Below are 12,021 nucleotides of genomic sequence, written 5' to 3'. Positions count from 1 at the left end.
CCATAGCTTCTTTTGTTAGTATTCCAAGGAGGAAGAGATTATGTCAGCAGAACAAGCATGTAAGGAAGCCGAGATAGTGACAGACCCTATATATTTATTTCCAAAGGGAATACCAGGTTTTGAAGGACTGCAGGATTTTAGACTGCAGGAACATAACGACATTTTTACTTTATTAACTGCTGTAGATCAGCCGTCAGTTGCCTTTATTACTGTGAACCCATTTGATTTCATTTCTGATTATGAATTTGTACTTCCAGAAGAAGCTATTCAGGATATAGAGGTACAAGACCGTGAGCAGATCATAATACGTTGTATCGTAACCTGGCATAGTGATAAATCAAAGATAACAGTCAATCTTCTGGCTCCTCTTATTTTTAATACCGATACACACAAAGGAAAACAGATTATACTACAGAGCACAGTGTATACAACAAAGTATCCTTTATGGACAGAGATTGCAAAGGGGAATGAAGGCGGTGATTTCTAATGCTGGTACTTACGCGTAAAAAGGGTGAGTCAATTATCATTCAGAATGATATCATTGTTACTGTATTGGCTGTAGAAGGTGATGTCATCAAGATCGGGATCACTGCACCTCGGGAAGTGGATATTTATCGCAAAGAAGTATTCGATGCCATACAACAAAATAATCAAGATGCTGTGATGGACATAGAAGCTATTATGAATGCAATGCTTGACATAGAAAACAATGATAAATAGAAACTAATTCTCGCTATCAATAAGGAAGTAGAACTTATGAACTAGTGAGGATTATTTGTTGCTTAAGGAAATGAGTAAAAAGGGTTATAAAATTAAAAGGAATTATCAGATTTACTCTAAACAAATCTACTTCAATCGTCGATATATAATTTAGAGCGGTAATTCTTCAGGGCGGCCGACCTGTGAAGACGCTAATACCACAAGGACGTGGGAATAAAACCATTTCAGGGAGGAAATATCAAATGATTATCAATCACAATATTCCAGCATTGAACACACACCGTAACATGGGTCTGAACACAACTGCTACAAGCAAAAACATGGAGAAATTGTCTTCCGGTCTGCGCATCAACCGTGCAGCTGACGATGCGGCTGGTTTGTCCATCTCCGAATCCATGCGCGGTCAAATCCGTGGTCTGGAGCAAGCTCAACGTAATGCTCAAGACGGTATCTCGTTCGTACAAACTGCTGAGGGTGCAATGAACGAAGTATCCTCCATGCTGACTCGTATGAAAGAACTGAATGTTCAAAAAGCTAGCGGAACTTACAGCACAACTGATAAAGCAAACATCGATCAAGAGCTGGAGCAACTGGGTGACCAAATCGATGAAATTATGACTAAAACTACATTCAATGGTACTAGCATTACGAAAGGTGCTAATATTACTGTTAATGACAAAGCTACAAGTACAATTAGCATTGGAGCAATCACAACTACTTCTTTCACAGGTCTGGGTAAAGCTACAACCCTTGGTAATGTTGAAAAAGCAATTCAAGCGGTTTCCTCTGAACGGGCTAAGTTGGGTGCTGTGCAAAACCGTCTGGAGTACACTTCTAACAATATCGGTACTACAGTTGAGAACTTGTCTGCTGCAGAATCCCGTATTCGTGATACTGACATGGCAAAAGAGATGGTTGCTCTTTCGAAGAACAACATCTTGCTGCAAGCTTCCCAATCGATGCTTGCTCAAGCAAACTCTGCTCCACAAGGTATCCTGTCTGTACTTCGTTAATCTTAATAATTTCTTTAAAAGAGGCCTTGAAATTCAAGGCCTCTTTTTCTTTTTTCTTCTACTGCTTGACTACATATTCTTTGCGTTTTATCCGATATATAGAATAACGAAGTTGCGTCGACTGGATGAGTGTTCAATATATGTGAGGAGGTAAAATTTTGAGTAACAAAATTATACCGAATAATACTGTCGCAGTATCCGGAAATGTATTTTCAACGAAAAATAGTAGTGAAAAAGAGAACGTAGAAGGGTCTGCTGAAGCAACTATTGAAAATGCCGGCTTGCCAGTAGACAGGGAACAGCTTATTCAGCAGCTAGAGAAAGTTATACGTGCAGTACAAGGACCTGAAAAATCATTTGAAATTTCTATTCATAAACAAACTCATGCAATAATGGTTAAAGTATTTGATAAACAATCCGGTGATTTAATACGAGAGATCCCGCCAGAGAAACTTCTTGATGTTGCTGCAAATATGATGGAGTTAAGTGGACTAATTGTAGATGAAAAGGCATAAAACTAGGAGGTTAATATGAGAATTGGTGGATTAGCTTCAGGTATGGATATTGATTCAACTGTAAAACAGTTAATGAAGGCAGTGCGAGTTCCACTCGATAAGTTGAATCAGCAAAAACAATTGCTGGAATGGAAAAGAGATGGTTATCGGAATGTGAGCACGACATTGGTTGGCTTCAATGAGAAGCTGTCGCTTTATAATAAGACTGACTCTATTGACTCTAAAAAGGCTTCAGTTACAGGAGCTTCCAATGTATTAACGGCTACTGCTACTGGGGCCGCCAATAATTCAGTCCTAAATATTAGTGTTACCAATCTGGCGACAGCTTCATCTGTCGTATCCACGAATGGGAAGGCAAATGCGACAAAAATATCCGATGTTTACTCTGGTGGCGCAGATAGCATCACAATTGGGACAGCGACTATTAGTTTCGAGGCTGATGAGACGATAGACTCACTTGTGAAAAAAATCAATAATAACAAAAATACCGGGGTAACTGCAGTCTATGACTCTGTCTCTGGCAATATGTCTTTTACCAATCGAGAGACTGGCGAGAAAGACATTTCGTTATCAGGAGCCCTATTGACGAGCTTAGGAATGACCAATGTCAAAAAAGGGGAAGACGCGACTGTTATGATTAACGGTCTGAAAACTACACAATCATCAAATAACTTCACCATAAATGGTGTGAATATCTCATTAACAGGCACATCACCTACAGGACAGACGACTCAAGTTCAGGTGACTCAGGACATTGACAAAATGGTTGATACCATAAAGTCCTTTGTAGAAACATATAATGCAACGTTAGCTACTCTTAATCAGAAAACGTCAGAAGAACGGTTTAGAAAATTCCTGCCTCTAAGTACGGAACAAAAAGCGGATATGAAAGACGACGAGATTAAGCTCTGGGAAAGCAAAGCCAAGAGTGGTATGTTGAGAAATGATTCAATTGTAGATAAAACACTAGCGGATATGAGAGCGGCATTGGTCGGCGATGTTGTGCTTCCTGGTGGTTCTGTGCTTCCTGATGGTTCTGTAGTTCCTAAAGATGCTAAAATAAATATGACACAGATCGGTATTACAACAGGTAGTTATAGCGAGAAAGGCAAATTAGTTCTGGATGAAACAAAGCTGCGTGAAGCTCTTCAAGCTAACCCTGATAAAGTAACTGCTTTATTTGCACAGACGGATACCTCAAGCAAGACAGATTATACATCGCGTGATGGACTATTCAACCGTCTGAAAAAAATAAATAACATCTCGTTAGGCACTTTGTATGATAAGGCAGGAACTTCAAAAGTAAGTAGTGATCCAACGGTCTCTTTTATTGTATCCAGTCAGATGGGGCAAGAATTAAGGAATTTTGAAACTCGGATAACGGATATGAATGCAAGGCTTACTATGAAAGAAAATCAGTACTACAAGCAATTTACAGCTATGGAAACAGCGATGAATAAATATAACAGCACTTCATCGAGTTTAATGAGTATGCTATCTAGATAGCATAAGGAGGAATTTCTTTGATTACATCACCTTATCAAAAATATCAACAGACCCAAATGCAGACAGCGCCGCCAGCCCAGCTTCTGTTGATGCTTTATGATGGTGCCATCCGTTTCGTGAAAACAGGCATTTCAGGGATCGTTGAAAAGAATTACGAAAAAGCAAACAATAATTTGTGTAAAGCGCAAGCAGTTATCAATGAACTAATCGCGGCGTTAAATCATGATTATCCTGTTGCTAAGACACTTTATCAAGTATATGAGTATATGATCTACCTGCTAATCCAATCTAACATGAAGAAAGATACACAGCCGGCGAATGAGGTGTTAGAATACTTAATTGAATTGCGAGATGCATGGGAAGTAGCTAGTAAATCCTCAAGCCTTCCTTCGGAACAGATCAAATGAGTGAACTAAATAAATATATAGGACAATTAGAGCAGATAACTTTACAATTAATAGAAAGTATTGATCAGAGTACCTCTGAGCAATTAGCGGAATTTGCAGAGCTTAGGGAGCAGCTTGTTTTTTCAATTGAGGAAAGTAATGATTCACTTACGACTGAACTAAAGCACCGTATAAGTACATTAAGTGAGTTTGATCACATCATTTTATCGAAAATGAATCAGTTCAAACAGGATGCTAGTGACTGGCTGTCTAAGCAAGGTGCAATAAAGGTTCAAAAAAATGCCTATAATTCCAGTTATGCAGTGAATAGCATGTTCATTGATTGGAAGAATTAACTCAAAGGGCTGGGAATATAATGAAACAACTTAGTGTATGTATGATTGTAAAAGATGAAGAAGCCCTATTACCACGATGTCTTAATAGTGTGAGCTACTTGGCCGATGAAATTATCATCGTTGATACTGGTTCAAAAGATCAAACCAAGCAAATTGCTGCAGATTTTAATGCTAAGATTTTTGAATATACCTGGAATAATGATTTTGCTGCTGCAAGAAATGAGTCTCTTCGTCATGCGACTGGGAAGTGGATATTGGTGTTGGACGCCGATGAGTATTTGGGGGCCGATGATCTGCAAAAATGGAGTGCCTTTTTAAGGGAAGAACAGCCGCAGAGTCACCTTGCCTATACGTTATCAGTCATTAATTTCACTGGAGACAATGATCGTTCGGATGAAATAAATACAGCACCTGTTACACGTCTTTTTCCTAATTTTAAAGGTATTCATTTCGAACGCCCTATTCATGAACAATTGACTAGAGGCAGAAGTAAAGATTTATTTCATAAAAATATATCACTGAGTATTTATCATACGGGTTATCAAACTCAGCGTGTCACTGAGAAAAACAAGCATGAACGCAACATGCAAATCTTTAACAAAATGAAGGAAAGTAATAAACTTAGTGACTACGATTGGTTTACACTAGGCAATCAGTATCGATACGGCCAAGAAGATGATGAAGCACTTCGATGCTATGAGAGAGCGTTAAAAGGAGGCAATTCTCAAGAAGCATGGTACCCGCATTGCTTACTTGGCGCAATTGGTCTTTATTATAAGAGAAACTCTCTTGCCCAATCCTGGGGCTTGACAGAAAGTAAACTGTCTAAATACCAGGACTTTTCCGAATATTATACAATTAAAGGAATTCACCTTGAGAAAATGGGTTTTCTTGAGCAAGCGACCAGTTGGTATCTCAAGGCAATTGATGTTGCTGAACAAAGAACCCAATTGAATCAAGAAGCTTGGCTTTCCGACCCTATGTATAGCTTTGAGACCCCTGCTCAACAATTGGTAGATATTTATTTTAGACTTAACGACAATCAGCAGGCTATATACTGGTTGTCAAAATTATTAAATAAGGACACCAGAAACGTAAAGGTGTTGCTACGACTTGTAGAGTGGTTATGTCTCAATGAGGAACCATCAGCAGTCATCGGATTTTTGGATAAAATTTATGATGTTAGGGAAAAAGCTGAATCTAGCCTGTTATTCAAAATATCTCTTGTGTTGGGTCAAGCTGAACTAGTTCACTATTATGAACAACTTATAGACGGAGTATCTACACTTAATACTCTGGATGAGTTAAGATATACTACACTTACCGGTACAAAAGAGAGCTGGGAGTCCTTAACCATCCCAAACAGCAATAAGGATCAAGAAAATGAACTGCAGTTATGGGCACAAATAGTCATAGCGACAATTAAATGGGGCACATATAAAAAGTTTGAAGAAGTAACAAGACACTTCAAAAATGAGAGCATTCCTAAGTTAAATGAACTTGTATTGCAAATGTTGACCGGGAAAGCAGCATTGAACGAGCAAAGCTTGGAAATGCATGCAAACTCATTGTTTTTAGTTGCGAAACAACTCTTTTTAATAAGAGAATATGAATTATTCGACCAATTCATACAAGCTTTCAAATCTGCAGAATTAATTAATCAGTTGGCTAATTACTTCTATAGTTTGAATATGACCGAAATGGCAATGAATTATTATTCAATATTACTGTCTCAACAACAATTGAATTTCAATAGTCTGGTGAATCTTGGTTTTTATCATGCGAATCAAGGTTATGATTCTGATGCAGTGGAATTCATTAGCGAAGCATTGAAGTTACAACCGAAGGCAAGTTATCTATACTATGTCCTAATTCAACATGCACCGGAGGGGCAAAAAAACTATTTTATAGAAAAATTTATTGCAGAATGTCCCGAACTTGTTAATATTACATTTGTGCTAAATTTTTTAAACGGGTTCAAATAAAAAGCTAATAAATAAAACAGCCTGAGATCTATATTTAGAACTCAGGCTGTTTATTTTAACTGAAAGTATATCTTCGCATAGATAAAATCCCCTCTAAACACTCCCTTCTTATGCAAATCCAAACCCAATTAGATTACCAAACATTACAAACTTGTATGAAATCTTTTAACTTAATGATCTTAAGAAAACGACCGATAATAAAGATGAGAGTCTCTAATATTATCGATTTTTTTCTTTTAAATGAGGATTTTGCAATATTATGTCGAATTAAATATAGAGGCGAGGTTCCTATGACTTTAGAGTACAAAGTAATGCCTTCTGAAGACTTGCGGCAGATGCAACTGATTCAGCTTGAGATGTTATTAGAGGTGGATCGCATTTGTAAAAAATACGATATCCAATATTGTATTATAGCGGGTACAACCTTGGGAGCTGTTCGTCACAAGGGTTATATCCCTTGGGATGATGATGCAGATGTCGCAATGCTGCGTCCAGAATATGAACGATTTTGCAAAGCATGCGAGGAAGACATCGATGCTAGTCGCTTCTTTTTACAAACCCATGCAAACACTTCAGGTTATCGATGGGGTTATGGGAAAATTCGCCGTGTCGGAACAGAATTTGTTCGGAAAGGCCAAGAGCACATGCCTTATCCAACAGGGGTGTTCATTGATATTTTCCCATTAGATAACGTACCGGATAATCTGGCCGTTAGAAGGCTTCATAACTTGGCATGCACCGTTATTCGGAAATTGTTATGGTCCGAGGTTGGAGCAAAGTCTGATTCAAAGCTATTCATGCGTAGTTTATACCGATTGCTGACGCTTTTTTCGAGGGACTTTGTATTTTCGCTATATGATCAATTAATGCGAATAAGTAATAAAAAAAATACAGAACTTGTTAGAATACTAACCTTTCCAACCCCGAATAACGGATATTATGGCTACTATAGAAAATGGTACGTAGAACTTGAAGATATAGAATTTGAGGGACATTACTTCCCCGCTGCAAAGGATTACGATGGGTATCTGAGTTTTAAATTCGGCAATTACCTTGAATTACCTCCATTGGAACAGCGTCAAGGACATGCCTCCACATATTATCAGCTTCTACCAGTTAATAAGGAGTAATAAGAGATTGGAGTGTAGCTAATGAAAAAGGTGATTACCTACGGCTCGTTTGATCTGTTTCATGAGGGGCACTACAGATTACTGCAAAGAGCTAAAGAGTTAGGAGATTATCTTATCGTTGGAGTAACAACCCAGCAGTATGATGAGTACAGAGGGAAAATGAATGTTATTAATTCTCTAATGGAGAGAATTGAGAATATTAAACAGACCGGACTTGCCGATGAGATTCTTATTGAGGATCATGAGGGGCAAAAGGTTGAAGATATTCAGAAGTATGGTGTCGATATTTTTACTGTTGGTTCAGACTGGTATGGAAAATTCGACTTCTTGCAGCAATATTGTGAGGTTGTCTATCTGGAACGAACTAAAGGTATATCCAGCACGATGATACGACAGCAGAAATATAACATTGTTAGACTAGGTGTCATTGGTAGCGGGAGAATTGCAATGCGTTTTGCACCTGAAGTTAAATACGTAAGTGGAACTAATCTTGAAGGTGTGTTCAACCCCCGAATAGATAGTGCTAGGAAGTATGCAGAACAGTTTGAATTAAAGTTTTTTACAGACGATCTTAATTCATTTTTTGAAAAAGTGGATGCTGTTTATATTGCTTCTCCTCACAATACACATTATGAATACATCCGTAAGTCCTTAGAGCAAGGTAAGCACGTATTATGTGAAAAACCACTGGTTCTAAGGGCAAGCCAGGCGGAAGAGCTTTATCAACTGGCAAAGGATAGAGGGCTGGTCTTACTTGAGGCAATCAAAACGGCATATGCTCCAGGCTTCTTGAAACTGTTAGCTATAGCAAAGAGCGGGCGCATCGGGAAGATCCGGGATGTTGAAGCCAGCTTCACAAAGCTTGTATCTGGACAATATAGAGAATTAGCTCCTGAAGAAAATGGTGGCAGTGTTACAGAGCTTGCAAGTTATCCGCTCTTAGCCATCGTTAAGTTGTTAGGAACAGAATATAAAGATATTAGATTCGAGACCTTTGTGGACAGTAATAACATAGACCTGTACACAAAGATTTATTTGAACTACGAAAATGCAGTATCCACTGCAAAAGTCGGCTTAGGGGTTAAATCAGAAGGGCAATTACTGATCTCCGGGACACAGGGTTACATCTATGTTGAAGCTCCATGGTGGAAAACACAGTATTTCGAAGTTAGACATGAAAATTCCGAGCATAATGAAAAGTTCTTCTCGAAGTTTGCAGGTGATGGGTTGCGTTATGAATTGAGTGACTTTATCTCGATGATTTATGGTCATGAGAATAAGGGCTTTAAATTGACTCCAAAGGAATCTATCGTAATCTCTAAAATCATTGAATTTTTTCTGCAGAGAGAAGAGACAATGACTATGAAATATTAAAGAAAGAATAATTTTGTTGAAAAGGGGTGTTTCTCTTTTGTTCAAAGATAAGACACTGTTAATTACGGGTGGGACCGGTTCTTTTGGTAATGCAGTATTAAAGCGATTCTTAAATACAGAAATAAAAGAAATTAGAATTTTCTCCAGGGATGAGAAAAAGCAAGATGACATGAGACGTCACTATAAAAGTAATAAGCTAAAGTTCTATCTTGGTGATGTTAGAGATGTGCACAGTATTCAAGGTGCAATGCATGGGGTGGACTATGTTTTTAATGCTGCGGCTTTGAAGCAGGTGCCTTCGTGTGAATTTTTCCCACTTGAAGCTGTGAAAACCAATATTATCGGAGCCGAGAATGTCTTGACAGCTGCTATAACAGAAGGTGTAAAAAAAGTGGTTTGTTTGTCTACAGATAAAGCTGCGTACCCTATTAATGCAATGGGGATTAGCAAAGCCATGATGGAACGGGTATTTGTTGCCAAGTCTCGTACGACAGATAAGACAATTATTAGCGGAACTCGTTATGGTAACGTAATGGCTTCAAGAGGTTCAGTAATTCCGCTTTTTATTGAACAAATTAAGCAAGGTAAAGCACTTACGATCACTGATCCTAATATGACAAGATTCATCATGAGCTTGGAAGAAGCAGTAGAGTTAGTCCTATTTGCTTTCGAGAATGCAATGCCCGGTGACATTATGGTCCAAAAAGCTCCTGCCGCTACAATCGGTGTTTTGGCTCAAGCGCTAAAAGAAATATTTAATTCTAATGCAGAGGTTCAATATATAGGTATCCGACATGGTGAAAAGACTTATGAAACCTTGCTTACTGAAGAGGAATGTTTGCATGCAAGGGATTTGGGCAATTATTATCAGGTTCCGGCAGATAACCGGGATTTGAACTATGAGCAGTATTTTGAGGTGGGCAAGACTCCAAAGCCGCAGCTTGCAGCGTTTACTTCTAATAACACAAATATTCTCACTCTAGAGCAGGTTAAGGAAAAATTACTACAACTTGAGTACGTGCAAAGTGAGTTGATGGGATGAGAACTCTAGTTCTTGGTGCTGGCGGGATGGCAGGGCATTTGGTTACTCTATTTCTCAGTGAAAAGGGACATAGTGTTACAGGATTTGCAAGAAACGATCTTCCTTTTTGCGATACTTTTATTGGAGATGCTTTAAATAAGGATCACTTGAAGGCCGCAATGAACTGTGATTCGTTTGACGCAGTGATTAATTGTGTTGGCGTTTTGAATAAAGATGTGGACGCACATCTAACAAGTGGTATTTTCCTGAACAGTTATCTTCCACATTTTTTAGCAGAATACTTAGAAGGAACAGACACAAAATTAATTCATTTAAGTACAGATTGCGTGTTTTCTGGAAGGACTGGAGGTTACACTGAAAGCAGCTTCAAAGATGCAGATTCATTTTATGGTAGAACCAAGTCCTTAGGTGAGGTAGATGATTCCAGTAATCTAACGATCAGAACCTCAATTATCGGACCTGATATAAAAGAGCAGGGGACTGGATTACTCAACTGGTTTCTTAGTCAAAGGGGTTCTGTGCAAGGTTTTACTTCGGCCATATGGACAGGTGTGTCTACAGTTACGCTGGCTCATGCCATTGAATATGCGCTTGAGAAAGAACTGAATGGCGTATATCATCTGGTAAACAATGAGACTATCAGTAAATTTAAGCTATTATGCCTGTTCAACCGATATTTAAAGAACGGAGAGATTGAGGTCATTATGAATGACACACTCTATGTTGATAAATCTTTAATTAATACAAGGGAAGATTTTGATTTCAAAGTACCTTCATACGAACAAATGATCATAGATACCAAAGAGTGGATGGTAGCTCATCAAGAGCTTTATCCACATTATTTTTAGGTGGGTGGAATATTGAAGAAGCTTAAATTGATGACAATTGTAGGAACTCGTCCGGAAATGATCAGATTATCGGAGATAATTAAGAAAGCGGATCGGTACTTTGATCATTTGTTTGTGCATACAGGTCAAAATTATGACTATCATTTAAATGAAATATTCTATGAAGATTTGAAGCTGCGCAGACCTGACTACTATTTAAATGTGGCTGGGGAGCATCTTGGCCAAACTATTGGAAGTATTATCTCAAAATCGTATGAACTGATGAGAGATCATAAACCAGATGCCCTACTAATACTAGGAGATACTAACTCTGCAATTTCAGCAATCTCCGCGAAGAGACTCAAAATTCCTATTTTCCATATGGAAGCTGGGAATCGTTGCTTTGATGAAAATCTGCCCGAGGAGACTAATCGTCGGATCGTTGATCACATTGCTGATGTTAATCTGCCTTATACTGAACATGCCCGTCGTTACTTGCTGGCAGAAGGTGTGAGAAAAGAACATATTTATGTTACAGGATCACCGCTAGCAGAAGTGATTTTTGCACACAAGTCAGGAATAGAGAATAGTAGGGTATTGGAAGAACTGTCGCTTAAGAATGGAGACTATATTTTGCTCTCCGCTCACAGAGAAGAGAATATTGATATTGAAGAGAACTTTCTCAGTCTAATGAATGCAGTAAATGTCTTGGCAGAAAAATATCAAATGAAGGTAATCTATTCTATGCACCCTCGGAGTGCTCGTTTGATTGAAGAACGTGGGTTTGTTTTTCATCCGCTTGTTCAAAAACTGTCACCGTTCTCTTTTACCGATTATAATGCTCTACAAAAAAATGCGTTTTGTGTTGTTTCTGACAGTGGGACTTTACCGGAAGAAAGTGCGATTTGCGGATTTCCTGCGGTTAGCATTAGAACCTCTACAGAGCGTCCAGAAGCATTGGATAAAGGATGTTTTGTTATTGGAGGAATTACAGAGGAACAGCTGCTTCAGTCGGTTGAAATAGCTGTTGGCATGGCAGCCGAAGGAGACTATGGTTCTGTAGTAACAGATTATTCAGAGAGAAATGTTTCTTCGACTGTGATCCGTATTATACAGAGTTATACCGGAATTGTGGATAGGAAGGTTTGGAAGAAGTAATTTAATTAG

General features: G+C 38.5%; 13 protein-coding genes and 1 pseudogene. All 14 read left to right on the top strand.

Annotated features, from left to right (window positions below):
• The first annotated feature begins 40 nt into the window (after window positions 1-40).
• The 14 genes and pseudogenes from ACFRAM_RS14500 to wecB all read left to right on the top strand — a co-directional run bounded on the left by ACFRAM_RS14500 (window position 41) and on the right by wecB (window position 12,012).
• The gene (locus ACFRAM_RS14500) at window positions 41-487 is read left to right on the top strand and encodes a flagellar assembly protein FliW (RefSeq protein ID WP_379466449.1); all 447 of its coding nucleotides are present in this window, start codon (window positions 41-43) and stop codon (window positions 485-487) included.
• Complete coding sequence (gene csrA, locus ACFRAM_RS14495; protein WP_379466448.1) at window positions 487-720, top strand: carbon storage regulator CsrA; 234 nt, start codon at window positions 487-489, stop codon at window positions 718-720. The genes ACFRAM_RS14500 and csrA overlap by 1 nt, the downstream gene beginning before the upstream one ends.
• A 242-nt stretch (window positions 721-962) precedes the next feature.
• On the top strand, window positions 963-1,733 hold the full coding sequence (locus ACFRAM_RS14490; protein ID WP_379466447.1) for a flagellin N-terminal helical domain-containing protein: 771 nt from the start codon (window positions 963-965) through the stop codon (window positions 1,731-1,733).
• Window positions 1,734-1,891: 158 nt separating this feature from the next.
• Window positions 1,892-2,248 (top strand): flagellar protein FlaG, encoded by a 357-nt coding sequence (locus ACFRAM_RS14485; protein WP_379466446.1) that lies wholly within the window; start codon window positions 1,892-1,894, stop codon window positions 2,246-2,248.
• Window positions 2,249-2,263: 15 nt separating this feature from the next.
• Window positions 2,264-3,754, top strand: coding sequence for a flagellar filament capping protein FliD (fliD, locus tag ACFRAM_RS14480; RefSeq protein WP_379466445.1), 1,491 nt, complete (start codon window positions 2,264-2,266; stop codon window positions 3,752-3,754).
• A gap of 17 nt (window positions 3,755-3,771) precedes the next feature.
• Window positions 3,772-4,161: a flagellar export chaperone FliS gene (fliS, locus tag ACFRAM_RS14475; RefSeq protein ID WP_379466444.1), complete on the top strand. Its 390-nt coding sequence runs from the start codon at window positions 3,772-3,774 to the stop codon at window positions 4,159-4,161.
• Complete coding sequence (locus tag ACFRAM_RS14470) at window positions 4,158-4,496, top strand: hypothetical protein (RefSeq protein ID WP_379466443.1); 339 nt, start codon at window positions 4,158-4,160, stop codon at window positions 4,494-4,496. Before fliS ends, ACFRAM_RS14470 begins: the two co-directional genes overlap by 4 nt.
• Window positions 4,484-6,481, top strand: a complete 1,998-nt coding sequence (locus tag ACFRAM_RS14465; RefSeq protein WP_379466442.1) for a glycosyltransferase — start codon at window positions 4,484-4,486, stop codon at window positions 6,479-6,481. The genes ACFRAM_RS14470 and ACFRAM_RS14465 overlap by 13 nt, the downstream gene beginning before the upstream one ends.
• A 290-nt stretch (window positions 6,482-6,771) precedes the next feature.
• Window positions 6,772-7,611, top strand: coding sequence for a LicD family protein (locus ACFRAM_RS14460; protein ID WP_379466441.1), 840 nt, complete (start codon window positions 6,772-6,774; stop codon window positions 7,609-7,611).
• 21 nt (window positions 7,612-7,632) lie between these two features.
• Window positions 7,633-8,022 (top strand): annotated as a pseudogene (locus tag ACFRAM_RS14455) (FAD synthase family protein); the annotation flags it as partial.
• Window positions 7,996-8,985, top strand: a complete 990-nt coding sequence (locus ACFRAM_RS14450) for a Gfo/Idh/MocA family protein (RefSeq protein WP_379466696.1) — start codon at window positions 7,996-7,998, stop codon at window positions 8,983-8,985. The pseudogene ACFRAM_RS14455 and the gene ACFRAM_RS14450, both read left to right, overlap by 27 nt.
• A gap of 37 nt (window positions 8,986-9,022) precedes the next feature.
• A complete protein-coding gene (locus ACFRAM_RS14445; RefSeq protein ID WP_379466440.1) occupies window positions 9,023-10,027 on the top strand; it encodes a polysaccharide biosynthesis protein in 1,005 nt (334 codons plus the stop codon).
• Window positions 10,024-10,875, top strand: coding sequence for a dTDP-4-dehydrorhamnose reductase family protein (locus tag ACFRAM_RS14440; RefSeq protein WP_379466439.1), 852 nt, complete (start codon window positions 10,024-10,026; stop codon window positions 10,873-10,875). Before ACFRAM_RS14445 ends, ACFRAM_RS14440 begins: the two co-directional genes overlap by 4 nt.
• Window positions 10,876-10,887: 12 nt before the next feature.
• Window positions 10,888-12,012 (top strand): non-hydrolyzing UDP-N-acetylglucosamine 2-epimerase, encoded by a 1,125-nt coding sequence (wecB, locus tag ACFRAM_RS14435; RefSeq protein ID WP_379466438.1) that lies wholly within the window; start codon window positions 10,888-10,890, stop codon window positions 12,010-12,012.
• Window positions 12,013-12,021: the final 9 nt, after the last annotated feature.

The organism is Paenibacillus sp. NPDC056722 (genome assembly GCF_042790635.1).
Lineage (GTDB): Bacteria > Bacillota > Bacilli > Paenibacillales > Paenibacillaceae > Paenibacillus_AQ > Paenibacillus_AQ agri.
The sequence above is the reverse complement of the archived record's forward strand: the minus strand, read 5'-3'. Positions and strand labels throughout refer to the sequence as shown.